At 34.4% G+C, this 25,592-nt stretch carries 23 protein-coding genes and 1 tRNA gene; 10 read left to right on the plus strand and 14 right to left on the minus strand.

Annotated features, from left to right (window positions below):
• Nucleotides 1-24 precede the first annotated feature (24 nt).
• From OPR24_RS01715 to OPR24_RS01755, 9 genes are all read right to left on the minus strand, one after another.
• On the minus strand, nt 25-576 hold the full coding sequence (locus OPR24_RS01715; protein WP_265033600.1) for a 5-formyltetrahydrofolate cyclo-ligase: 552 nt from the start codon (nt 574-576) through the stop codon (nt 25-27).
• A complete protein-coding gene (locus tag OPR24_RS01720) occupies nt 560-1,180 on the minus strand; it encodes a ferredoxin reductase domain-containing protein (protein ID WP_265033602.1) in 621 nt (206 codons plus the stop codon). Before OPR24_RS01720 ends, OPR24_RS01715 begins: the two co-directional genes overlap by 17 nt.
• Nucleotides 1,181-1,275: 95 nt before the next feature.
• Complete coding sequence (locus tag OPR24_RS01725; RefSeq protein WP_265033605.1) at nt 1,276-2,421, minus strand: SurA N-terminal domain-containing protein; 1,146 nt, start codon at nt 2,419-2,421, stop codon at nt 1,276-1,278.
• Between the two features lie 175 nt (nt 2,422-2,596).
• Nucleotides 2,597-2,687: transfer RNA gene (locus tag OPR24_RS01730), tRNA-Ser, on the minus strand.
• A gap of 133 nt (nt 2,688-2,820) precedes the next feature.
• Nucleotides 2,821-3,327, minus strand: coding sequence for an inorganic diphosphatase (ppa, locus tag OPR24_RS01735; RefSeq protein ID WP_265033606.1), 507 nt, complete (start codon nt 3,325-3,327; stop codon nt 2,821-2,823).
• Between the two features lie 114 nt (nt 3,328-3,441).
• Nucleotides 3,442-4,701, minus strand: a complete 1,260-nt coding sequence (locus OPR24_RS01740) for a WD1261 family protein (protein WP_265033607.1) — start codon at nt 4,699-4,701, stop codon at nt 3,442-3,444.
• Between the two features lie 99 nt (nt 4,702-4,800).
• Nucleotides 4,801-5,913 (minus strand): tRNA 2-thiouridine(34) synthase MnmA, encoded by a 1,113-nt coding sequence (gene mnmA / locus OPR24_RS01745; protein ID WP_265033608.1) that lies wholly within the window; start codon nt 5,911-5,913, stop codon nt 4,801-4,803.
• A gap of 317 nt (nt 5,914-6,230) precedes the next feature.
• The gene (locus OPR24_RS01750) at nt 6,231-7,307 is read right to left on the minus strand and encodes a rod shape-determining protein (RefSeq protein WP_264688040.1); all 1,077 of its coding nucleotides are present in this window, start codon (nt 7,305-7,307) and stop codon (nt 6,231-6,233) included.
• Between the two features lie 20 nt (nt 7,308-7,327).
• A complete protein-coding gene (locus OPR24_RS01755; RefSeq protein WP_265033609.1) occupies nt 7,328-8,743 on the minus strand; it encodes a gluzincin family metallopeptidase in 1,416 nt (471 codons plus the stop codon).
• Nucleotides 8,744-9,021: 278 nt separating this feature from the next.
• Here OPR24_RS01755 and OPR24_RS01760 point away from each other — a divergent pair, with 278 nt between their 5' ends.
• From OPR24_RS01760 to OPR24_RS01775, 4 genes are all read left to right on the plus strand, one after another.
• Nucleotides 9,022-9,501 carry an OmpA family protein gene (locus OPR24_RS01760; protein WP_320157125.1) on the plus strand — a complete coding sequence of 160 codons (480 nt, stop codon included), beginning with the start codon at nt 9,022-9,024 and terminating at the stop codon, nt 9,499-9,501.
• A 142-nt stretch (nt 9,502-9,643) separates the two neighbouring features.
• The gene (gene tilS / locus OPR24_RS01765) at nt 9,644-10,936 is read left to right on the plus strand and encodes a tRNA lysidine(34) synthetase TilS (RefSeq protein WP_265033611.1); all 1,293 of its coding nucleotides are present in this window, start codon (nt 9,644-9,646) and stop codon (nt 10,934-10,936) included.
• Nucleotides 10,937-10,948: 12 nt separating this feature from the next.
• Nucleotides 10,949-12,781: an ATP-dependent zinc metalloprotease FtsH gene (ftsH, locus tag OPR24_RS01770; RefSeq protein WP_265033612.1), complete on the plus strand. Its 1,833-nt coding sequence runs from the start codon at nt 10,949-10,951 to the stop codon at nt 12,779-12,781.
• Nucleotides 12,782-13,261: 480 nt separating this feature from the next.
• Nucleotides 13,262-13,615 (plus strand): hypothetical protein, encoded by a 354-nt coding sequence (locus tag OPR24_RS01775; protein WP_265033613.1) that lies wholly within the window; start codon nt 13,262-13,264, stop codon nt 13,613-13,615.
• Between the two features lie 25 nt (nt 13,616-13,640).
• On the opposite strand, the gene tmk is transcribed toward OPR24_RS01775, so the two are convergent.
• Nucleotides 13,641-14,243, minus strand: a complete 603-nt coding sequence (gene tmk / locus OPR24_RS01780) for a dTMP kinase (protein ID WP_265033614.1) — start codon at nt 14,241-14,243, stop codon at nt 13,641-13,643.
• 102 nt (nt 14,244-14,345) lie between these two features.
• On the opposite strand from tmk, the gene OPR24_RS01785 reads away from it, so the two are divergent.
• Complete coding sequence (locus OPR24_RS01785) at nt 14,346-14,918, plus strand: thioredoxin family protein (protein ID WP_182367219.1); 573 nt, start codon at nt 14,346-14,348, stop codon at nt 14,916-14,918.
• 5 nt (nt 14,919-14,923) lie between these two features.
• Nucleotides 14,924-16,642 (plus strand): monovalent cation:proton antiporter-2 (CPA2) family protein, encoded by a 1,719-nt coding sequence (locus OPR24_RS01790; protein ID WP_265033615.1) that lies wholly within the window; start codon nt 14,924-14,926, stop codon nt 16,640-16,642.
• A 30-nt stretch (nt 16,643-16,672) separates the two neighbouring features.
• On the opposite strand, the gene OPR24_RS01795 is transcribed toward OPR24_RS01790, so the two are convergent.
• The 4 genes from OPR24_RS01795 to OPR24_RS01810 are packed head-to-tail and all read right to left on the minus strand — an operon-like array spanning nt 16,673 to nt 18,960.
• Nucleotides 16,673-17,290: an SURF1 family protein gene (locus tag OPR24_RS01795; protein WP_265033616.1), complete on the minus strand. Its 618-nt coding sequence runs from the start codon at nt 17,288-17,290 to the stop codon at nt 16,673-16,675.
• Between the two features lies 1 nt (nt 17,291).
• Entirely contained in the window at nt 17,292-17,768 is a 477-nt protein-coding gene (bfr, locus tag OPR24_RS01800; RefSeq protein ID WP_265033617.1) for a bacterioferritin, read from the minus strand.
• A gap of 59 nt (nt 17,769-17,827) precedes the next feature.
• On the minus strand, nt 17,828-18,322 hold the full coding sequence (locus OPR24_RS01805) for an RDD family protein (RefSeq protein WP_264328649.1): 495 nt from the start codon (nt 18,320-18,322) through the stop codon (nt 17,828-17,830).
• A complete protein-coding gene (locus OPR24_RS01810) occupies nt 18,322-18,960 on the minus strand; it encodes an HAD family hydrolase (RefSeq protein ID WP_265033618.1) in 639 nt (212 codons plus the stop codon). Before OPR24_RS01810 ends, OPR24_RS01805 begins: the two co-directional genes overlap by 1 nt.
• A 167-nt stretch (nt 18,961-19,127) precedes the next feature.
• Between OPR24_RS01810 and OPR24_RS01815 the strand changes: the two genes are divergently transcribed.
• The 4 genes from OPR24_RS01815 (at nt 19,128) to OPR24_RS01830 (ending at nt 25,588) form a co-directional block, all read left to right on the plus strand.
• Nucleotides 19,128-19,997 (plus strand): hypothetical protein, encoded by an 870-nt coding sequence (locus OPR24_RS01815; RefSeq protein ID WP_265033619.1) that lies wholly within the window; start codon nt 19,128-19,130, stop codon nt 19,995-19,997.
• Nucleotides 19,998-20,806: 809 nt separating this feature from the next.
• Complete coding sequence (htpG, locus tag OPR24_RS01820; RefSeq protein ID WP_265033969.1) at nt 20,807-22,711, plus strand: molecular chaperone HtpG; 1,905 nt, start codon at nt 20,807-20,809, stop codon at nt 22,709-22,711.
• Between the two features lie 37 nt (nt 22,712-22,748).
• On the plus strand, nt 22,749-24,053 hold the full coding sequence (locus tag OPR24_RS01825) for a hypothetical protein (RefSeq protein ID WP_265033620.1): 1,305 nt from the start codon (nt 22,749-22,751) through the stop codon (nt 24,051-24,053).
• On the plus strand, nt 23,963-25,588 hold the full coding sequence (locus OPR24_RS01830; protein ID WP_265033621.1) for an ankyrin repeat domain-containing protein: 1,626 nt from the start codon (nt 23,963-23,965) through the stop codon (nt 25,586-25,588). The genes OPR24_RS01825 and OPR24_RS01830 overlap by 91 nt, the downstream gene beginning before the upstream one ends.
• Nucleotides 25,589-25,592 lie beyond the last annotated feature (4 nt).

Genomic DNA, 25,592 nt, shown 5'->3' on the forward strand with positions numbered 1-25,592 from the left:
GGAGGGAATGGAAAAAATAGAGATCTACTCCTTTCTATCCACTTTTTTGAGCAATCCACCTCCACATCTAACACACATCTCAGTGATTATAATATCCAATTTTTGATCATGTTTTTCTACAGGTAAATCTTTACAATATTGTTTCTCATAGGCTACACCTATAAATATTTTTCCAAGTGGCCGTAATTTTTTTATCATTGTATCATACCAACCACCGCCAAAACCTAATCTATTAAAATGATCATCAAAAGCAACAACAGGAGTAATGATTGTGTCGGGAATTACATATTCATTTGTTTCGTTCCATCCCTCAAATCTTAGCAACTGATTTTTATCAGGAATTGCTACTTTATAACCTAAATAGAGCAAACGACACATCAAAGGGATAACATTTATTTCCCCATCCATTGGAATGTAAGCCGCAATTGTTTTGCCTTTAACGTAACTTAAGTTCTGATTAAAGAGATTAATAAGGGAACTTGCCGCATAACTGGAACAACTTTCATCAATATCTTTTCTTATAGCTCTATATTGCTCTCTTATTTCCTTTTTGTGCTGTTTAATATCTTTGAACATGATCTATCCATTTCGCAGTGAGTTTTTCTTGTAAACTATTTTGCTTTAAGCGCTCACTCAAAAAATCAAAGTCAATAAATTCCATATCCTGGTCTTGATTACTGCAACTATAAACAAAACTCCTTTCTCCTGTTTCCGTATTTATATGTTGCTGAACACACTGAGCGCAGATTTCTTTCATCATGCACTGCATAGGAGAATTAACTGACGATATTGCTATGTGACTTGACTTCAGATATGGCTTTAAAATTGTTTTTCTAGCTTCATTCACAGCTTTCATCATTTTATCAGAACCAATAGTGATAATTTTATCTATAGTGTTTAAATTAATACCTAATCTTCCTTGTTGATAAAAGACTATTGCATCAACTATATTACCATGAAAGGATTTATCTTGATCTCTGCTTGTTTCTATCAATCCTTCTTCACATGCCCAAACTACCGCATTTGATGCACGCTCTATCAGTGCTCGTTTAAATACATCACTTAACTTCTTATAGCCAGCAAAGTACAAAACCTTATTATTATTTTCAAGACACGCCTTCCCTATCGAAAATAACACTGCATTTCCAACTCCACCACCAATTAGCATTATATTCTTCATGTGCTATTTTAACTATATTTGTTCAAATTTTTTGAAATTTTATAGAACAAAGTAATTTTCGTACACAAAGACAGAGACAAGGACACTCTCTGACTTCAACTATACCGATAACTGACAGCTGAATTTTTACGCATATCATCTAATAACAAGTTGCTTTGTATCATAATCTTTTGTTGGTACATCTGCTGTTTAATTGCTTCTATATCCGCTGCATTACTCTTGATATCACACAACATCATTAACTTTGCAGTGCCATTTTCTCTTAATTCTACTACTTCATTCACACTTGTTTTACTAAATAAAATCTGTAAATCAGGATTTAAATCTCGCATTTTTATTTCAAACTCTTTTGCGTTTGGCAACTTAAAATCATCTGCTAATTTGTCAAAATTTAAACAATTGACCTTTTGCTCTTTAAAATTAGAGAATAAACTTTCTGAACCCTCAACCACAATCTGTTTTAATTTTAAAGTGCTTTCCAGCAGTGCATAATTAAGTTGTACCTTGTCTATGACTTTTATAATAGAGTAACCTTCACTGAAACTGAATGGACCTGCTATATCGCCGGTTTCTAGTCTTTCTAAAACGCTCTTAAGTTTATCTTTGAGCTGACTTAAATTAACTGTTGCTTTACGCATCTTTATTGGAGATTCTGGGTTATTACTATTACGTAATTTTTTTACTAGATCTTCAGCTATACCATAAACGTCCTTGTCTTTTTGATCAGGAATTATAAACTCTTGGAACGTGATAAGATAATCCGGCTTTTCTGTTTGCCTTTTTACATCATCTACTTCTTTATCGCTTATATTAATAAATGGCACAATTCTTACTTCAATAATTTTGCTCCATAGTAACTGACATTTTATTTGTTTTCTTAAAATACTAAGATCTATATTATGCTTTTTTATGTATTGATCAACTTCATTAGCCTTAAGTTTAAAACTTTGGGTTAACAATAATATGATAGCATTATCTAACTCCTCGTTGCTCAATTTTATATTCAGCCTCTGCGCTTCATTGATAATGATAATTTCGTCTATTAGCTCCCTAAGAATTTGAGGTTTTGTTTCTTTTTGATTAACACTTTGAGTGCCAAACAATGAATTTATAAAGTTGATGCGTTTTTCGATATCTAAATTTGAAATTGGCTCACCATTTACATCTGCAACAATTTCAATCTCGGTTGCAAGCAACCTAAGTGGCAACACTATCAACAGTAAAATTAGTATTTTATGCATATAAGTAAGGTTAACAACCAATTCTATAATAAATACTGAGTCAACGCTAGCCAACTTTTTAATAGCTATCTAAGCAAAGACGGAAATAAAAACCATTGCAACAAGATCAGGTACATATCTAAACAGGCTAAAAACATGCCAATATAGCGAATTCAGACCGTGCTAAAACAGTATACGGAAGGAGAGGGATTCGAACCCTCGATACGACTTTTCAATCGTATAACGGTTTAGCAAACCGCCGCCTTCAGCCGCTCGGCCACCCTTCCAAATTTAGAACCTAAAGATTATATAATACCAAGACCTCTACCACCTGTCTAATGCTTTTAATTGCAATATTTACCCATTAAAAACAACAACATTTTTCCGAATAACTGTAATTCCAGGCTAAATCAACGTAAACTAATTTCTGCTTTTTTCAATGATTTTCTTTGCTTCTTCTATACCAACCCATTCTCCAACTGCTACCGTTTTTCCCTTTTCTAGATCTTTATAATGAGAAAAGAAATGAGCAATTTTATCTAATAGGTTTTTAGATAAGTCAGAATAGTCCTTTATATTGTCATAATAGCTATCAACACTGGAAACAGGCACAGCTAATATTTTTTCATCTTCCCCTTTTTCATCTTTAGTGAGTAATGCGCCTATTGGACGCACCGATATTAAAACACTAGATGCTAAGGGAAATTGAGTTAGCACCAAAACATCCACAGGATCACCATCACCTGCATGGGTATTTGGTATAAACCCATAATTGCAAGGATAAGTCATTGAGGTAGATAAAAATCTGTCAACTTGTAACAACCCAAGCTCTTTATTAAATTCATACTTTACAGGCTCAGCATTTGCACTTATTTCAATTACCACATTCACTGCGTTTGGTTCCGCTGTTATTTTACTTAAATCCATAAATCACCTCTTAACTTAAGAATAAGCATTATACAATATGTGCTTTTAAGTTGCTACATTTATGTAGTTCTAAGCTTGTTTTGCATGGGGCTGTTCTAAATTTTCATTCGTCATCTAATTGACTGTTGAAAGTGGTGATTTCTGTGGTGATTTCAATAGTTGAAATAAAGCATATACTACTACAATAGTCAGCACAGCAGCAATTATTAGATTAGTTTGTGGCAAAATATTTGTTATTGAGTTGAATAACTTTTGTTTCATAAGGAAATAGTCAGCAGCATATAACCCAACAGATAATACAAACACACCTAAAATAAGTTTACAGACTGTGTTTTTATAGTCTTTTTCTTTTTTCTTGCTGACAATGAAATTTGGCCTACATTTATTCTCTTCTTGTGGCACTGAGTAGTATATATTTTTAGGGCTCGTTACTAATTGTTCAAATTCATCACTATTTTGGTTTTTTAACAGTTGCTCTAGTGTGCTTTTTACATTTTTAGGATATAAGCAATCTTGATTGTATTGCTTGTTTTCAGCTATCAATTGATCAAATGCCTTATTTAGTGCGCTTATACCTTCATAATTAAGTGTATACTTGGTGAATCCATTTCTATGTGGTAACTCAATTTTTCCTAATACTCTTAACAAGTTCAAAGTGTAATTATAATACAGTGGTGTATTGATCATTTCAGCTTTCTTATTAATATATTGATTAAGTAGTAAAATATCTTTACTGCTGATATGCATAGAAAATATGCCATAACTAGAAAATAGTAATGCTATATCTTTATCTACTTTTATATTGTGGATAGAATAATAGTGATTGATGACCTCTTTACATAAGCTAAATTCTTTATCAAATTCATTTGTATAACTTATCTTTAGTAACTTTTTAACATTATTAAGTACTTGTTTCTCAAAATCATTATTATTGTTAAACAAAGCTTTACCTTTCGGATTCGCTAAAATATTAAGAAGCTTTAATTTTTTTTGATTTTCTGTCAATTCTGCTTGATCTACAACTTCTTTTAGCAGTTCTCCTAGCGCACTATAATTAGTAGATGTTCTTTCATTTTCAATTGCAGCATATATTTTATCAATTACTTCTTGAGTATTGAGCTGAGTATTTTCTATAAGAACGCTATAAGCTTGAGTATAAATTAAAAATAACCCTTGTAGACTAAATTTTAAGTTAAAATATTTATCTAATGGTTCCTCTTTTTTTCTAATGAATGCAGACAAACCAAAATGATTTCTGTGGTCTATGCAACGATCTAAGTCAGCATGTTGAAAACTGCCTTTACGAATGAATATAGCCTCTAATAAATTACCCTTGCCAACAATTTTTATTAGTTCTTTAACTTCCTTAACCATTGCTAAAACCTATAATGTTCTACTTTATAGTATAAGTGATACAGGGTAAAATAGCAATAAATATTATTATACGTTTACACTCTGCATTAAAGCCTTTAGTTAAGAGCATATCCATCCACCGCCAATTACTTGCTCATCTTTATACGCTACACAGGCTTGACCTGGACTGATGCCAAAGTAATCGTCGTTTAAAATGACACAGGCTTTATTTTTTTCGTCAGTTGAATGTATTGTTGCTAAACTTCCCGCATGTGATGATCTCAGCTTCACAGTTATTTCCATACCTTCCTTTGGTTGTTCTAACCAATTTAACTCTTTGATCAATATTTTTTTTTGCATTAATGCGTTGATCGGACCTACTATAACCTCATTATTCTCTGTATTAATTTTTATCACGTAAAGAGGCTCATTGTGTGCGATGCACAAGCCCTTTCTTTGCCCCACTGTGAAATTTACTATGCCACTGTGCTCACCTAGCACTTTTCCATTTACATCCACTATTTTACCTTTCTGTACAGATTGTGGAGCTAATTTAGCTATTGTTTTACTATAGCTTTCGGAAACAAAGCATATATCTTGACTGTCCGGCTTTTCAGAAATTTGTAAGCTGAAATACTTTGCTAATTTTCTTATATCACTTTTATAGAACCCACCTAGTGGAAATCGCAAAAGCTTCAACTGCTCCTTTGTTGTAGCAAATAGAAAATAGCTTTGATCTTTACTTTTATCAATGCTTCTGCACAACTTTACCTCACCATTTTTTTCTAATCTTCTCACGTAATGTCCTGTTACAAGCACATCCGCACCAAGATTTTTTGTAACTTGCAATAGATCACGAAATTTTACCGTTTGGTTACATCTTACGCATGGTATGGGAGTTTCCCCACGCATATAGGTACTTGCAAAATCCTCTATTACTTCCTTTTTGAATATTTCCTCGTAGTTTAAAATATAGTGAGGAAAGCCAACACTTTCAGCCACGCGCTTAGCGTCGTAAATATCCTGTCCAGCACAACATGCACCTTTTCTCGCATTAGCATTGCCATCAGTGCCATATAGCTGAAGAGTCACACCTATCACTTCGTACCCAAGGTTATACAGCAGTGCTGCAGCAACGGAGCTATCAACTCCTCCGGACATTGCAACAATAGCCTTGGTTTGCTGCGGAGCTTTATCTTTTAACAAAGGTTCAATTTCAAATTCTTTTAGCATAATCGCCTTAATTTATAAACGCAAATCTTGTGTCATTCCAACATACAACTGTGCAAACGTTTTGATTTGGGGGCAATTTACATAGTAGATGATGTCATGAAAGTAGCTGACACTGGAATCTAGTGTCTATTTATGCAAATTCATTAAAACAGCATATTTATTTGTAATCAAGTTTCCTGGATCCCAGTGTCAGCTACTCGGATGACACCCTTTCCTGCTGGAAGCTGCCTTCAAATTACTTGGTGCGTGACACTGGGATCTCATTTATATTACATAATTCCATCAAAACAATTCGATAAACTACCTTCAAAAACAATTTAATCTTGCTTGAATAAAACATGGCCAAAATAATCCATGTTTTCAAGCACTTTTCCACTACCCAAGGCAACACAACAAAGTGGGTCATCTGCAACACGAACTGGTAATTTTGTTGTTTCACTGATAACTTTGCCCAAGTTACGCAATAATCCACCACCACCGGATAAAATTATTCCTCTATCGACTATATCAGAAGAAAGTTCAGGTGGAGTGCTCTCCAGTGCAGTCCTAATAGCAGAAATTATCTGATGTACAGGCTCTATTAAACTTTCTGCAACTTGATATTCTGATAAAAGCATTTCTTTTGGCATGCCACTCACTAAATCCCTGCCTTTAATTATCATTCCCTCTTTGTTATTTTCACCTGGCAGACTTGCTGAACCTACGTTTTTCTTAATTTTTTCAGCAGTTGTTTCACCGATTAATAACTTATGATTTTCACGAATATACGATTTTATTGCTTCATCCATAATATCGCCACCTACTCTGGCAGAACGTGAATAAACAATTCCGCTTAAAGAAATAATTGCAACTTCAGTTGTACCGCCTCCTATATCAACGATCATAGAACCCTCAGGTTCAGTAACTGGGAGCCCAGCTCCGATTGCTGCAGCCATTGGTTCTTCAATCAAAAATACTTCATTTGCACCAGCACTTTCTGCTGCATCTTGTATAGCACGCCTTTCAACTGGCGTGGATCCAGATGGAACGCATATGATAATATTAGGTTTATTAACAGTGAATTTTGTGTTTGCACTGCGTATGAAATATTTTAGCATTTCTTCCGCACTTTTAAAATCAGCAATAACTCCATCCTTTAAGGGCCTTATCGCCTCTATTTCTCCAGGCGTTTTTCCAAGCATCATTTTAGCTTTTTTACCAAAAGCATAAGGAACGTAGCTTCCTTTTTCTTTTACTCTTGCTACAACTGAAGGCTCATCAAGCACTATTCCCTGATTTTTCTGATAAACTAAAGTGTTTGCAGTACCAAGGTCTATGGCAATATCGCTAGCAAACAAACCTTTGAAAGTAAAAAGGCTATAAAACTTTCCGGTTAACTTTCGAACAAAATTCATACATAACTCAAGAAAACCATTTATTGAGACAAATTATACTTTTCAGATAGGTAGTAAGTAACACACTCAACGTCTAAACCCTTGCCTGTTACTTTTTTTAGCAGTTCCAGGCCACACTTTGCACTGTATATATTTTGAGATAACCAACTGATAAGTAAACTAAAATCTCCTTTTATTATAGCACTTAATGACTCGTAATGATTCTTTTTAACGAAAGAGAAAATCTGCACAGCAGCAATTAAAGCAATAATTTTTATAGGAAAGTAGCCCATAACACCGCTTGCCCAATATTCATCTTGAAAATAAGTGTCCAGCTCATTTTTAGCTTTTACTGGAATTTTATAGTGCTTCATACCTTCCAGCCACGCATCGTGCAGATCCTTAACTTCCAGTGTACCATTTATTATATCCTGTTCTAACCTAGTTCTCAACATAATATGAGCTAACAGACTAAATTCATCTGCGTTCTTTAAAGAAGAGGAAAGGTTTATTTCATTGAAAACCAAGTGCAAATTTTCAACACTGCTATTAGTTTTGCCTTTTATAGCAAATTTCTCTTTTATGTGTGGTTGAATGAACTCAATAAATTCTCTGGATGTTCCAATCATACTTTCCATGAATAACCCTTGAGTTTCATACATAACATGTCTCGTAATTGGGCTACTTATAGAATTTTGCGCTAAACATTTTTGATAAATCGCATAACCACTATGCCGTAAAAGTGAAAATAAACCATAACAAAAATCAGATTCATCATAATCTATAGGGTAGTAATAAGAAGTACGAATCTCATTTAGTGCAATACCCATTTGCTGTAAACATAATGAGCCAAGTTCAATCTGCTTCTGAGTAGCAACTCTTTGTATATTAGTAACCTTATCCTTTTTCTGCTTTTCAATTATTTCATCCACATTTTCGCTAAAAAATTTGCCTACCTTGGGGAATACTTCCCTTATATTCTTTTCTGTGATATCAGAGTCATAGTCAGCAAGCAGTGAGTCGTATTTTGAGCATTTTAATTGCTGCGATTTTATAGAAGCTACTTCGCGAATGAGTGTGATTAAATCAGTAAAACGTTCTTTTAGTTTTTCTAAGTTACTGGTTTCAGAATGAGATAGTTTCCATAAATTTTGGCATTCAACCTTAGCTTTGGATAAAGACTTTACTAAATCAATAGGAACAGCTCTGTTGCTTTTATGTATTCTCTCTATTAACTTTAGCTGCTGAGTATTTGCACTTTTTTTGTTACCAAGAGCATTTGCTAATGATTCCTTTATTGCGTCATGAGAGATAATTTCATGTCTAATTTCTTCTAGAAGACTCATTTGTTCAACTTTGTCCTCTATATTCAATTGGCTTTGGTTTAGTACTTTTAGCGTATTTTCGATATTCTTTACCCTATATAATACTTCCTCTAAAAACTTATAAGATTTCATAATTTATTCATTGTTTTAGAAAACATCTGTTTAATATCGTAATAGATTAATAATAAAGTTAAAAGTATATTTGCTTAAAGTACAATAAAAAATTGTACTTTTTATTCCTTTATTGGATTTTTCTACTCAGAGTCCAGCATATTATAAGAAAATTAATTGTAAGGGTATAGAAAAAGTATTTAGTATTTTATTTCTCTTGACTATATTACAATATGGAGAGATTATTAGCTACTGGAATTAAAGTTACGCACTATTTTAAAATTTATGGAGGTTTAGTAATGTGGAGTAGACTGGTTATAATGTGCTGTTTTTGTTTACTACTTACTGGTGTAAGTTCTTGCCCAAAAAAAGGAGCAAATACAACAAATAAAATGAATTCTGTTGTTAAGCAGATAGGTGATAAAAGAGTTTTCTTTGGTTATGATGAATCTAGTATTACTGAAGTAAGCGCAGATGTATTACTTGACGTAACGAAGGTGTTACAAGATAACCCTGACGCGAAGGTTACTTTAACTGGTCATACTGACAACCGTGGTTCTCATGAATATAATCTTGCGCTAGGCGCTAGAAGGGCAGATGCAGCTAAAAAATTTATGGTTAGTTGTACACCCTACATAGAAAACAGAATAAAAACTGCTTCTAAGGGTGAAACTGAGCCTTTGGTTAATGTAAAAGATGATTCTAGAAATTCTAAATATGAAAAAGAGCATGCTAAAAATCGTAGAGTGGAATTTTCATTTTCTGGAATAAAGAAATAGTTTCTTGCATTAAAACCTGGATCCCAGTGTCAAGCACTGGGATGACAAAAGAGAGCAGTTCTACTGCTTGTTAGCGGGATCTATATATACCACAAATAAGTCGCTGTATGACGTAGAGACTATCTTGCCATCAAGAAACATAATGAAATTAGAGTTATTATTTCAAAATATAGCTAATAGCTTTGCTTTCTATAACCAAATCGCAGTTGCAGTATCAGGTGGTGTAGATAGTATAGTCTTACTGCACTTAATGACTAACTGGGCAAAAAAAAACAAGCTTTCACTTCCTATAGCATTAACAGTAAATCATGGGTTACGTTCAGAGTCTCAAAAAGAAGCTGATTTTGTTATAAGTTATACAAAAGAACTTGAAGCAAAGGAATCGTTCATATTAAATTGGGAGAAGCAAAATATTAAAGGTAATATTCAATTACAGGCACGAAAAGCACGATATAAGTTACTAGCAGAGTGGTGTAAAAACAATAATGTTAAATGTTTGCTCGTTGCTCATCACAAAGATGATCAAGCAGAAACGTTCTTATTAAGATTGGAGCGAGGTAGTGGCGTAGATGGATTATCATCAATGGATTACAAATCTTTCTTAAATGGTATTTATATATTTAGGCCATTGTTAAATTTTAGTCGTAGTGAAATAGAAAAGTACGCTAAGCTTCACCGGTTAAAATGGATCGAAGATAGAAGCAACTACGACTTAAAATACAGGCGAACTTTATACCGTAGCTTACTTAAAGCAAGTGACAATCAAGAGATTTTAACAGAGCGAATATGCCTCACAGCCCTTCATATGAAAAGAGCTGCAAAAGCGTTGATGCACTACACACGCCTTGCATTTAATGACTGTGTTAATGTTCATGATCTTGGTTATATTGAAATTAAACTAAGTGAATTTTATCAATTGCCAGAGGAAATAGCCTTGAGGCTTCTTCTTTACTCTATAATGGCAATTGCCAGTAAACATTATAAACCAAGGTACAATAGCCTTATTGCGATATTTAATAAAATATTGCAAAAGGATAGTAATGTTAACTGTACACTTTCTGGGTGCAAAATAAGAAAATATGGAGAAAATATCTTAATAATTAGAGAATCGTCAAAGATACAAGAAATTACCGTAAACCTACCTTTGAATGAACCTACTCAATGGGATAACAGATTTAGCTGCACAATACTCGGAAATCAAGAATGTTCAGTTATCATCGCTCCATTAAAAAAAACACAAAAAGTTCCTGAATTTCTGAACGATTACAACTGCTGCCCTGAAGTTTTCTACTCTTTGCCTACAGTACAAAAAGATGGAAAGGTGCTTGCTTATCCTGATGTAAATTATAACGAAAAAAATACCAATGACGATAAGGTTCAATGCATTATTAATAGCACAATAAAACAAAATTTGGTAAGCTTGATTAGTACTTAGTTAGAAATAGAAATGAAAAAATTTTTAGAAGGCTTATTGATCTGGTTAGTAATTATTGTTCTTATTTCAGTTGCTTATATTCAGTTCAGCGGAAATGTAGGTAGAAGTAAAACAACCATACCTTTTTCGGAATTTTTAACTAGACTAGAAGACAATGATGTAGAAAATATTGTCATAAAAAACCAGAGCATTGAGGGCAAGTTTAGGGATGGTTCAAGTTTCAACTCAAGCGGTGTTATATATAGCGACCTAATAAAAAATTTACATGATAGAAAAGTGAGATTCTCCTTTTCAACTGGAGATTCTGCCATGAGCGTAATTGGTGGATTACTTATCTCATGGGTCCCAACATTTATCTTTATTGGCTTTTTGCTATTCTTTCTTAAACAAACACAAGCGGGGGGCAACAGAACTATAAGCTTTGGCAAGTCAAGGGCTAGACTCATGACTAGTGGGAAAAAAGTAACATTTGATGATGTTGCCGGAATTGATGAAGCAAAAGAAGAGCTAGTAGAAATCGTTGATTTCCTTAAACAAAGGCAAAAATTTCAAATATTAGGTGGAAAAATACCAAAAGGGTGCCTTTTAATTGGCTCTCCTGGAACTGGTAAAACTTTACTTGCTCGTGCAATTGCAGGAGAAGCTAATGTGCCATTCTTTAGCATTTCTGGATCTGATTTTGTTGAGATGTTTGTTGGTGTTGGTGCGAGCCGTGTTCGTGATATGTTTGATCAAGGCAAGAAAAATGCTCCTTGTATAATTTTTATAGATGAGATAGATGCGGTGGGTAGACATCGTGGCATTGGTCTTGGTGGTGGTAATGACGAAAGAGAACAAACATTAAATCAGTTATTAGTTGAGATGGATGGCTTTGAGTCTAATGAGGGCGTAATAATAATTGCTGCGACTAACCGTCCGGATGTCTTAGATCCAGCACTGCTTAGGCCTGGTCGTTTTGACCGGCAGATTACTATTTCTTTACCCGATATAAATGGGCGCGAGAAAATATTAAATACGCATATGAAGAAAATATCAATGGCCCCTGATGTAAATGTGAAAACAGTTGCAAGAGGAACACCTGGTTTTTCAGGGGCTGATTTAGCAAATTTAGTGAACGAATCTGCGCTTATTGCTGCAAGAAGAAACAAGAAGATTGTTACAATGGATGATTTCGAATATGCACGTGATAAAGTGATGATGGGTGTGGAAAGGCGATCTCTCATTATGACAGAAGAGGAAAAGAGACTGACTGCATACCATGAAGCTGGCCATGCGATGATTGCTGTTAATATGCCTGCTTCTGATCCTATACACAAAGCAACAATTATTCCACGCGGTAGGGCACTCGGTTTAGTTATGAGACTACCAGAAACAGATAGAGTGTCCTTCACAAGAGAAAAGATGCTAGCAGATATAACTGTTGCAATGGGTGGACGTGTGGCAGAAGAGCTAATTTTTGGCTATGATAAAGTCACAAGCGGCGCATCTTCAGATATAAAACTAGCATCAGATTTATCACGTTCTATGGTAACAAAATGGGGAATGAGCGACAAAATAGGTCCGATCTATCACAATCGCGAACAAACTATGCATGGTTCTGAGATAATTTCTGAAGATACGTTAAAACTTATAGATGAAGAAGTGAAGAAAGTTGTGTCTTCTTGCTATGAAAAAGCGAAAGACATTTTGACCAAGCATAAGAAAGGCTTAGATCTCATTGCCGAAAATCTACTGGAGTTTGAAACTTTAACAGGAGATGAAATAAAGGACATATTAAGCGGAAAAGAAATTGTTAGAGAGGAAAATGAGAAGAATGAGAAAATAAAAAAATCCTCTCTCTATTAGATCTGACCCTAGCTTAAAATGCTAATCAGCTAACGCTGCAATAAAATATTCAGAATTGTAACTGTCAATATAAATTGTATTAGAATATTCATAATGTTGCATTTTCATCACAATAATGCTATCATTCAGTTAGTATTACTGTTTAATGAGGTATGAGTAATGGTTGATGTAGCTTCTATTGGTGTAAATGCAGTCATTGATCATAAGTATAAAAAAGAGCGCAATTAACTTTATTAGGGCTATTTCTTGTTGTATCAGCAGCAACTGCTGTCTGGTTTATCTTTCCTGTATCATAAAATGTACTAGTGCCATTTTTGCTCCCAGCCGTATTCTTGTTCTTTACTCTATCTATGGGTTATTACATGTTCATATTTAGTTGTGAAGAAAAATCTTTGGTAAAGAATGTTCTTGGTATGGTTGAACCAGCTGAATCAGTAAAGAGAGTGCATTGCCAAGAAAATATTATCCTTATTAGCAGAAGTGAGAAGTACTACGAGAGATAGGTTTTGCAACGCGCTTGTTAATCTTTGTTTTGAAGATCGTAGTAAAGCACACAAACTTGCATTATATGTGAAAGAAATTGACGATATTGTGTCTTCAATAAAAAATAAAGACCTCTTAGACCATTTTGATCAATTTTTTACTATTACTGAAGTAAGTAATAAAAAAAATAGAAGTGAATTAATGAACCTCACAAGGGCATATAAGATAATAAGTGAAGAAGATCCAGACAAAATACAGGATTTTTTAGCTACTCAAACAAAAAGTTATTCATGTGAAATAATGTTACCTAAAATTAATAATTTTCTATCACAAGTTAAAGGTTCGGTTTAAATTAGTAGAGGTTAAATAAATATAGTTAAGTCTTTGCAATAGTGATTTTATCAATAATCTTAGTGTGTACTTGATTATCATTTTTTGTTTCAATTTCAGTGATGACATGGCACCTACCGGGCTCTTTTATGGCAATTTCTTTAAACCCTTTTCCAACTTTACTATAAAAATTAACATCCATTTCTTCATATTTATTCTTGTCTTTCGCTCTACTTAACCCAACTTTAACATCAATATCTAGAATAAATGTAATATCTGGATATCTAACTCCAGCCAACCTGTGCAAATCTTCTATTAGTTTTAAATCAACTCCAAACCCATATCCTTGGTATGCAATGGTTGAATCAATAAACCGATCACAAATCACTATTTTCCCTTCTGCAAGAGCTGGTAATATTAATTTTTTCATATGTTCGTGCCTCATCGAGATAAGTAGCAAGAGTTCAGAAATAGGATCAATATTATTTGTTAACAACACTCCTCTTATCTTTTCTGCAAAATCAGTGCCACCTGGTTCTCGAGTCGACACTACATTATTTTCGCCGTGAATTTGCTTAAAATGATTTGTAAGTAGCTTAGATTGTGTTGTTTTACCAGAGCCGTCTATTCCTTCGAAAGTTATGAACATAAGTTTTATAATACTAAAAAAGAATATGCAAACAGTATACATAGAAACCGTTTGACATTTAAATAATAAGACCGTAAATTACATACGGTATAATAATAGTCTATGGTTGCTCTGAATACTCCTAAAGTCGATTTTAGTTTTACTGCAAAAGATTTTAATCTTTTGGGAGTAGATAATAAATACTATACATTAAGTGACTGTTGTGGAAAAAACGGTCTTATTGTAATGTTTATATGCAATCACTGTCCTTACGTTCAGTCAATTATTAGCAATCTGGTAAGCGATGTTGATCAATTGAAAAAAGATTATCAGGTAAACACCGTTGCAATAATGTCAAATGATGTAAATGAATATCCAGAAGATTCCTTTGAAAATATGATTAATTTTGCCAAGGAAAATAAGTTTACATTTCCATATTTAATTGATAGTACACAGAAAATAGCTAAAGAATACGGGGCTGTTTGCACTCCTGACTTTTTTGGCTTTAATTCCAATTTAAACCTTTGCTATCGTGGACGTTTTAATGACACAAAAAAAGAAAAGGTTCAAAGCTATGAAGTAGGAAGTAGTGATTTATTTCAAGCTATGAAATTTATTGCAGAAACTGGTAATTCTCCAATTGACCAAAAATCAAGTATTGGCTGCTCAATTAAATGGTCTAATTCTACAGGTTAAATATCATGCACAGTGGCTCTCAGCATTTGTTTGATATTATAATTTTACTTTCTGCTGCTGTGTTTATAGTCATAGCGTTCTGGAAAATGAATATTAGTCCAGTGCTCGGTTACTTCGTTGCAGGTGCAGTTATTGGTTCTCATGGATTTAATCTGATACACTCAGCTGAAGCAATGGATAATCTTGCAGAATTTGGTGTAGTTTTCCTATTATTCATTATAGGCCTTGAATTGACATTTGAACGCCTGATCGCTATGCGTATTCATGTATTTGGGTTCGGGTCTCTTCAAGTTATAGTTACCATGGTAGCAATATGGTGCATCGCTCTTGCTTTCGGAGTGAATACGAATATAGCAACAGTTATTGGTGGTGGGCTTGCGCTATCCTCAACAGCAATAGTGTTGCAGGTTCTGCAAGAAAAAGGTTCTCAAGCAAGTCAGGTTGGTAGGTTGTCAATAGCAGTACTATTAATGCAAGATTTTGCAGTGGTACCATTAATAGTATTGGTACCTTTACTTGCTGGCAATTCTGAGCACAGCCTGATAAGCTCATTGGCAGGTTCATTGGTGCAAGCAGCTATTGCATTAGTGCTGATATTTATAACTGGTAGATTATTGCTTAGACCTTTATTTTCGGTTATTGCTAAAATGGAAAGTAATGAGGTCTTTATATCAACAACGCTTTTAATAGTATTAGGAGCAGCATTTATTACTGAGCAATTCCATTTATCGTTGGCATTAGGTGCATTTGTCGCTGGATTGTTAGTTGCAGAAACAGAATACAGACACTCAGTAGAACACGCAGTATTGCCATTTAAAGATTTGTTTCTTGGCTTATTTTTCATGACTGTTGGTATGTCTATCAATACCGAACTTTTACTCAATAAGTTACCACTAATTACTTTATTATCGATTATCCTTATCGTTTTAAAAACATCTATCATATATATATTGTGTAGATTTTTTGGGTTTAAGAGTGCACCTGCTATACAAGCTGGGTTACTGCTTTCACAAGGCGGTGAATTTGCGTTTATTTTATTTCGCTTAGCAGATGAGCTAAATGTGCTACCAAGTGAAATCGCTCAAGTACTTATGATGGTAACTACAGTAACCATGGCTTTCACTCCTCTTTTATCGGGGCTTGGAGATTGGATAGCAAACTCATTTAGCACTGAGAAAACAATATTAGATGATGAAGCTGTTGAAACAGATACACAAGATCTTTATAACCATGTAATAGTTGCTGGATTTGGTAGAGTGGGATATATGGTAACAAAAATGCTTACTGCAGAGCATTTAAGTTACGTTGTTGTAGATATTCAATCAAAAATAGTCACAGAAGGAAAAAGTGATAGTTTTCCTATATATCTTGGAGATGTTACAAGATGTGAAATTTTAAAATCAGTAGGAATAGAAAGAGCTCAAGCTCTCGTTATTTCAATAAAGAATGAAGTTACTATAAAAAAAGTTGTTTCCTTAGTTGCTGCAAATTTTCCGCATGTAAATATTGTAATACGCTTACCAGATCTGAGTAATGTGGAGGTTTATAGAGATCTAGGAGCTAGTAAAATTATTCCTGAAACATCTGAGATAGGATTGCAGCTAGGTGGAGCTGCACTGAGCCTCAGTGGTATTAGCGAAAGTGGAGTTACGTCTTTAAAAAGTAGATTTAGAAAAGGCAATTACAGTATGTTAAAAGACCTTGGTAGTGATAAAGATGAATGACTACTTCTCTAATTTTATGTACAGAAAGCTTCAAGCTTTATTGAGGTTTTGTCTATAGTAAATTACGCACATAATCAACCAAGTTAAGGAAAGTGCAAACCAAGTTATTGCATATTCCAAATGCTTCATTGGCCGTATAGCTAATTTGCTGCCAAAATTGTTCGTCCACAATATACAATTCTCTAGCTTAATACCTAACTCATTGGAAATTTCTTCTGTACTCAGGGTAAACCATGTATTCGAAGCAGTATCGTTCTTGATAAACCAATTTTTGCTTTTATTGCTATCGCAATATAAAGTTCCATCTGCAACTACTTTTTCAATTTTTACTTTTTCCTCTTTTTTTTCTTTAACTATTCCTTTGTTCACTAACATATAATGTCCAGTAGCAATCAGCATAGGAGATAATACATAATAGCCGTGTTGCCCTGCAAAAACATAAAGTTCTATGCCACTTAGAATCCCACCAATCTTGGCATGCCTATAGTTAAATTTTTCAAGGTCGTTATTGGGCAACAGATGAACAACAGGAAGATTCATATTTTTGATAATATTATTCTTCCAGTTCAATCTGAATACTTGCCATAATCCTAATAAAAAAAGGAGCAAACAAGGTACAATTAAAATAAATACTATCTTTTTTAACACTCTATATTTGTGTTCTTAAATAGTTTTCAACACCCATTAGTTCAATAAGATCGATCTGCTTCTCAATCCAATGGAAGTGCTCTTCTTCATTTTTTAACATCTCTTCTAATAACATTACACTAACAAAATCTTTTTCTTTCTCAGCGATAGAAATCGTTTCTTTGATATCCTTAATACCTTTTCCCTCTAATTTCAAATTAGCTTCTAAGATTTTTTGTATTGTATCTTTTGTAAACTTTCTATCATACTTTGAGATTCCATTTGTATCTTGAAAATTTGGGACTCCTTTAAATAACAAAATTCTTTCTGCCAACTTGTTCGCATGTTCAAGTTCTTCGTTAAGCTCATTTTTTACCTTTTCTGCAAGTCTATTAATTCCATTGTTTTTGAGAACCGCAAAATGCAAAAGATACTGGCGTACAGAAGTCAGTTCATTGGTCAATAATTTGTTCAAATGTTTTACTATCTCTTCATTCATAATCTTCCCTGAGTTCAATTTATCAGCATAATTTATATGATAACGATAGTTATAGCAACTCATTTAATAGTTCCTTTGATAACAACCGTATTAAATAGCATGTCGTGGTATGTCTGTTTTTTCTTAGAGAAGCAAGCAACTAGATACCAATAGAGGGTGAGCAGCATTATAATTACTTTCAATGCACTCAAGACATTCACTAATACCTCCTGGTCTTGCAAAAATTCAGTAAGGACAACTACTACACTGTTTAACAAAGGAAGAAAAAACTGGGAAGTGCTTCTGTCAAACGCTAAATTCAAGTCTATTTTAGAATTATCTAAATTGATAGTACATATATTCATTAACTGTTGACCTGGAGTTGCTTGGGCCTTTGAAGATATAAAATATGTGAAGTAACTACAATTTACACACATGTATGATAGATGTAAGATCAACGGAGAATCCTCTAATAGCAGTATAATTAATAAAGTTGGAATTAATAAAATTGCTACATCTATTAAATATGCGCAAAAGCGCCTTTGTATACTGGCAATCTCTGTAACAGCGGTCATTACCTATCTTCTAAATACTTTATTATAAAATCTATAAGTTTATCAAAATGTTGAAAACATAACAAATCTTCATAACCGCTTATTGATTGACCGTATATAATAGGTAAACAATTGGCATTTTGTGCACACAGAACATCTGTGATGCTATCACCAACGAAAAACACATTTTCTCTATTTATAGGTAACGTACTCTCTTCTAGTGCAAATAGCAGTGGGGTTGCAGATGGTTTATCTTCTGCAGTATCGCATGACCCAACTACTTTTTCAAAGTAAGAATCTAGTTTAAAATAGGCAACTTCTTTACGTAAATTAGTATTTTTCTTATTACTTACTATTGCTAGATAAATATTGTGGCTTTTCAGTGTCTGCAACATTTTCTCTACTCCTTGATTCAGAGCAATGTTTTGCAATAGTGCATCATCTAAATATTGTTGATATATCTGATTTGCTTTTTTCCACTGATCGCCAAATAAATTGACCATATAGCTCTTTCTCGACTCATGGGAATTTCTATCGGCAGCTTTATTACTATACCCCATTGAGTTTACGGTATGCTTAATAGCATTAAAAATGTTATCTTGAGTGTCAACTAAGGTATTATCCCAATCGAATACTACTGCTAATTGACTATCCTTCATCTCTTATATGGTTATACATTTCAACTTAATAAGTAAATAGCATTTTAATAAAAAAAATATAAATAGAACGCTCTTGATAAACACTCTTTACCACAAGTTATGTTAACTGTTTTTTATATCATTAGCTAATATACTGGTTATATGATATGTTTTAATAGGTAGCAGGTATGGCGCAGATATCTAAAGAAAGTGTTGAAAAAAAGTTTAAAGATGTTTTTGAACGTTCTCCAGGTGCTTTTCCAGAAGGCACCTCATTAGAAGAGAAGGTTAATTATATTGCAAAAGGAACCAAGGCTCTAAAAGCTGTAAAAAGTAAGGAGCTTGAGAACAAAATGGAAAATATTGCAAAGTTAAACAAAGAACTTGAAAAACGACAAAGACAGAACGACGAAGAAATAGATAAACTTAGACAATCAACACAAGAGTTAAGGAAAGAGTTTGGTACAAGTAAAAGAAGTAGATCAGGTGCAATACTGCAAGAAGCTAGGCAAGATACGCAACTATCTGAAGGGTTGCGTGATAATAAAGAATTTCAAGAAGTGACTAACACTCCAAGAAAAACTACAACAACAGTTAAAGACCTTGAACATAATACACAGAAAAAGACTACTGAAGCTTCTGTGCAAACAGATACACAGCCATCAAAGCACGATTCACAAATCGTTAGTCCCTCAGTGAGCAAGAGTTCTGTAAAAGAGAAGCTCAACACTGAGCCGGACAAAAAAGATAACACACCTCAACCACAAGAAAATCAAAAAGAAGAAGGGTTTTTGAGTCTTCTGAAGCGCTTTGTTAAGAAAATATTAGAAAAACTTTTAGGTGAGGATGAAAAGAGTGTGGAAAATGCTCGTGGCATAAAAGAAGATGCTCAAAGAGATACGTCAAATAACGAAGAGCAACAAAAGAGTAAGCACTTTGATAAAATTTTAAATCAGGACCAAAGTATAAGCAAGGGCTTAGAGCAAGCAACACAACTTGAAAACCCAACGATAACACCTGTTAATACTCCTGAAGTAAATACAGGTCGTGAAAGGTGATCCGCTTTCAAGCTTCATTATACCGCCGCGAACCGTCATACCGCCGCGGTATCTCATCCGCTAACAAGCAGCGGGATGACGATTGTCAGGGTGTCATCCCAGCGCCTCTATGATGTCATCCCAGTGCCCAGACTACTTGGATCCAGAAAACTTAACTTTAAATAAGTGGCTGCATAATAAAGACTAGATTCCAGCGTCACGCGCTGGAATGACACCATTTTCGGTCTCTTAAATTGCTTTAGCTACAAACATTAAGAAATTTACCAAACGAAAAAAAAGGCAAAAGAAGCCCTTGTCATTGTCTATTTTCTGTATTGGCGTTTTTTTAAGTCTTAAACACTGCAATTTAGCTGCTTTTAAGTGCAACTCACCTTAGTTTAAATGTTTAAGAAATTTACTAAGCAGAAAAAAAGGCAAAAGAAATCCCGTGTTAGCTAGTTGTCACTCTCTAATCCTGCAAATTAGCGTACTATACTGTCTTAAACGACTTATAAGCGCGTTTCAGCTTGTGTAGGTAAAAACCTAGAAATATTGTGAAGACATAAGATGCACATAGTGCAAAAAATTAAAAATAAGACGCCAACTACGTTGTTTTCTTGCTGTTTAATCTGCACAGATGAAGATAACTGAATACCTTCAGTTTCATGATAAGGGGGCTGGCGGAGTTTGTAAAGGAATTTTTATGCAAGAGATCCCATAAATTGGGTGTCATAATATGGCGGCTACATTAATTTTGGCGTGCGTGACCTTGAAAGATTGCAGTGCAATACTTAGATTATTAGGGTAGTAGGCAAATAATGGAGCTCAAAATGCATAACGTACAAGAAACTGAAAATTTAAAATTTGACGCTGAAGTAGGGAAAGTACTGAATATAGTGATTCATTCACTTTATACTAATAAGGACATTTTTCTGCGTGAGTTAATATCAAATGCATCGGATGCATGTGATAAATTGCGCTATGAATCTCAATCTAATTCAAATTTGCTAGATTCAAGTGATGAGTTAAAAATCACTATTAGCTCCAATAAAGATAAGAACGAGCTATATATCACTGATAATGGCATCGGAATGAACAGACAAGATTTAATAGATAACCTTGGTACAATTGCAAGCTCTGGTACGCAAAAGTTCTTAGATGCGATTAAAAATAGCAAGGATTCAAGCCAAGCTGTGGAGCTGATTGGGAAGTTTGGTGTTGGTTTTTACTCAAGCTTTATGGTTGCATCAGAAGTAATAGTAGAATCAAGAAAAGCTGGAGAGGAGGAGTCTTGGGTCTGGAAATCCAAGGGAGATGGAGAGTATTCGATAAGTAAACTAGACAATCAAATTTCTCGTGGAACTAAAATTACACTCATTATGCATCCTGAAGAGAATGAGTTTTTAGATAAATTTCGTGTTGAAAACATTGTTACTACTTACTCTGATCACATAAATTTTCCTGTTGAATTCATAAATGAAGAAGGAAAAAGTGAAAAGTTAAACAGTAAGGCTGCAATTTGGACTAAGCCAAAAAATGATGTTACTCAAGAGGAACACAATGATTTTTTCCGCAGTGTTGCTCACGTTGGCGGGGAGCCTTGGATGATATTGCATAATAAAAATGAAGGTGCAATAGAATATACAAATTTGCTTTATGTTCCCTCTATTAAACCTTTTGATTTATTTCATCCAGATAGACGTTGCTCTGTTAAGTTATATGTAAATAAAGTATTTATCACTGAAGATAACGTACAGATCATACCGCAGTATTTACGTTTCTTGAAAGGTATTGTTGATTCACCGGACTTGCCTCTTAATATCAGCAGAGAAACGCTGCAGAATAATCGTGTTGTTGAGCAAATCAGAAAATCCCTCACTAAGCGTGTAATATCAGAGCTCGGTAAAAAGGCAAAAGAGAATTTAGAGGAATATACAAAATTCTGGACCAATTTTGGTGCAGTATTAAAAGAGGGTCTTTGTGAAGCTATGCCAACTGATGAGAGAGAAGCGCTACTCTCAATTTGCAGATTTCATAGTACTGGTGATGAGAAATTAGTCAGCATTGATGACTACATAAGCAGAATGAAGCCTGAGCAGGAACATATCTATTATCTCACCGGGAATAGCCTCGATTCAGTGAAAAACAGTCCGCAACTTGAGGGATTCGTCAGTAAAGGACTAGAAGTGCTCCTATTTGTTGATCCAGTTGATGATTTCTGGACTAGCGTGATTCATGAATATAAAGATCAAAAATTTAAGTCTGTGACCCGCGCTGATGTTGATTTGGAAAAATTCTCTTCAGAAGAAGATAAAAAAGATGAGGAAAATAAGCAAGATGAAGAAAAGACTGAAGAAAATACGGACTCTATACTGCAATATTTCACCAAGGTTCTTGGCAATTCAGTGAAAAGCGTGAAAATCTCAAAAAAACTGACTGACAGCCCTGTATGTCTAGCAGTTGATGAAGGTGCTATGGATCTTCGCATGGAGCGTTTTTTGCGTGAACAAAAGCAGCTAAATTACCGCACGCCAAAGGTGCTGGAAATTAACACTAAGCATCCTGTAATAAAAAGTATAATGAAATCTCACGCTGAAAATGGTGAAAAACCAACATTGGAGGACATGATTCACTTATTGTTTTACCAAGCTTGCATCGTGGAAGGCGAAGAGATGGACGATGCAAGCCTGTTTGCTAAGAGACTGAATAATTTGCTTGGCAAGATTTCTGTTTAATGCTATACTTAGCTTAGATATTAATCAGGGGTAAAACATGTTTGGTTCCAATTTTAGAGACTTTGTATCACAGGATGAAACTTCACAGGGCCAATCAAATTCTGAAAGATTAATCAAAAGTTGGCATGGTTTTGAAAAACCAGATTCTGAAGATTCAGGTAATTGTTCAGAGGCTGAAGAAGAACAAAATACCAACAGAGCGACTAGATTAGAATTTAAGCTAACGCAATCTTTGCTCAGTAAGGTAAAGGCAAATGAGAATAGCGCTGATGCTAATTCTGGCAAGCAAGCTTATATCGACTTACCTAGAATGAATTTTATAATCAATGGTAAAACCATAAGTAAAGATTTTGTTGGCCAGTTGTGTGATAGGTATAATCAAGAGCTTCAAAGTAATAAACGCCAAGTTGCAAAGCATGTTCTAATAGAAATGTTTAAGCATGCTGAGGCAGAAGTTCCAGATGATCATATACTGAAAGAGTTAATTACTAATTGCAATCAAGCCGGGTATGATGGCTCTTTGCTCATGCAGCTCTTTTCTATATTTTTTGAGCATAACCTACAATTGCCTGAAGCTAATGATAGAAAGATAAAGATTATATGTAATAGCCAAGATTCCCTAAATATTCAGTATTGTCCAAATATGCCTGTTAAGAAACTTGATACAAATATGGAAATATGCAAGCTTGATGCTATTTTAGAGTTCGCGCTTAAATCTCAGAATGGTAAGGTAGAGTATGAAGAAGGTAAAGTAACACTTACCATTCCCGAGCAATTAAAGAATTATCAAGCCGAAGATAAAAGTTTACTAGATGATATCAATGAGTATTTTAAAGATGCTGATAACGCAGTTGTTGAGTCGCTTATTGCAAATATTGATGAAGGTCCTAAGTCATTTGTTGCAAATCCGCCAGCAGAGGTGGATTCAGGTGTTGATAATTCATTTGATATTATTCCTAAAAGTTTAACCTTTGATAAATTGGTAGATATTATAAATAAAGCAAAAAATGGTGATTATAATGATTTAGACGAAGTTATGAGTAACATAAAGGAAGAGAAAGATGACATACCTATTAACCCTGATCTTAAAAATCTGAAGGATTTTTGCTCACAGCAACTTAATTTGACGGCACAAACAGATCATGAGCGCGTGTGTAAAGTGCTCATAGAAAAAATATATAAAAAAGAGAATGCTACGGTGAAAGGATTGGTACTTCTAGCCATTGCAGCTAATGATACGCTTGTGGAAAGATGCACGAAGGTATATTATTCACGCAAGATGAAGATTTGGATAGGCTACTTCTTGGTGTTGGTGGACAATGCTATATTAAATTTTTGTTAGAGCATTTAGGAAAAAAACTAAGTTCTATTCCATCTTGGCATGGTATATATGAAAAACTTAAAAGGGCGTCGTCAATTGGCAATCAGGAATGCGTGAAAGCGATACTAAATAGATTTGAAGATACTGAGAGTAGAGATCCTACTATATCATCAAAACTTTTGCACTATGCTGTAGAAACAGGCGATTATGATTTAGTAAACTTACTTATTAAAAATGGCGCTAATGTTGGTATTCAAGATAGGAATGGCAAAACAGCTTTACATTATGCTGCTGCTTCCAATAAGGATGAAATAGTAAGGCTGCTTTTAAAAGAGGGAGCTAATGAGGAAATTAAAGATAAATCTAATGAGACATTTTTAGCTTATCTAGGCACGGGAGCTTCGGAAACTAAATCATTCCTTTTTAACGTGTTACACCAACAAGGGCTTTTGTATCATGCTGCTATGGAAGATAACATTGACAGGGCTAAAAGACTTCTTGCGAAGGGTAAGGATATTAATGCTAAAAATAGCCATTGTGAGAGTCCTTTAAGTGTAGCTATTGAACGTAATTGCTTGCAGATAGTTAAGTTATTTCTTGAAGAGAAAGCGAAAATTGGTAAGGAGGAAGTTAAAAAAGCCATTAGAGCAGGTAATCTGGAAGTAATAAAATTGCTTGTGAGGAAGAATGCTGTTATAACTGAAAAAGCCATACAATACGCACAAAATGTTTATAAAAACTGTAAGGAAGATAAAAAGCAAGCTCATTCAAGCGTATTAAAGTTTCTTGAGAAGACTAGTAAAGATCAATTTGAAGAAGCCATTAAACAAGGTAACCTGGAAAGAATAAAATTCCTTGTAGAGAAAGGTGCTGTTATAACTGAAGAAATCAAAAAATACGCACAACATGCTTATAAAGACTGTAAGAAGAAAAGAGTTTATATAGCGAATTATCCAGGTGGAATGAAGGCTGAGAGGCAGAATCGTAAAGAAATCCTAGGTTTTTCAACTAACGAAATCCCTGAACAAGAAGATGGTACTCAAACTACCACCAAGCAGCAAGAAATGTCGCTTTTTCCTTATATGCAGAACGGTCGTGTGCTTCCAAGTGGAAGTCTTAACCCTATTGCCGGAATGGAAAATACACAGAATTTGCAATCTGCAATTTTAAGTAGTCAACAGCTTGCTTTCCGCAATGTCATTGAAATTTCCAACAAGCATGGTAGAGAGGATTTTACTCCACTAACACCTACGCCGGTACCAACGCCAAACCTAACACCAACACCGAATCCAATTCCAACACCTACGCCAGAGCCGACACCACAACCAACACCGGCACTGAAGCCAACACTAATACCTTCAGTAGCTAACAACAAATCTGAGCAGGTGAATGATACTCAAACCAATGGCAAGCTGCCTAATAATCCAGGAAATGGAAGTATTACTGCAACACAAAATACGCAAAAGAGTAATTGGCCTACCGTAGCTACATGGACGTTCGCAGTAGCTGGAATACTTGCAGGGGCTGCTGCAACCGGCTGCATATTTTGCTTTTAGTGTT

The organism is Wolbachia endosymbiont (group A) of Sicus ferrugineus, assembly GCF_947251515.1.
Lineage (GTDB): Bacteria > Pseudomonadota > Alphaproteobacteria > Rickettsiales > Anaplasmataceae > Wolbachia.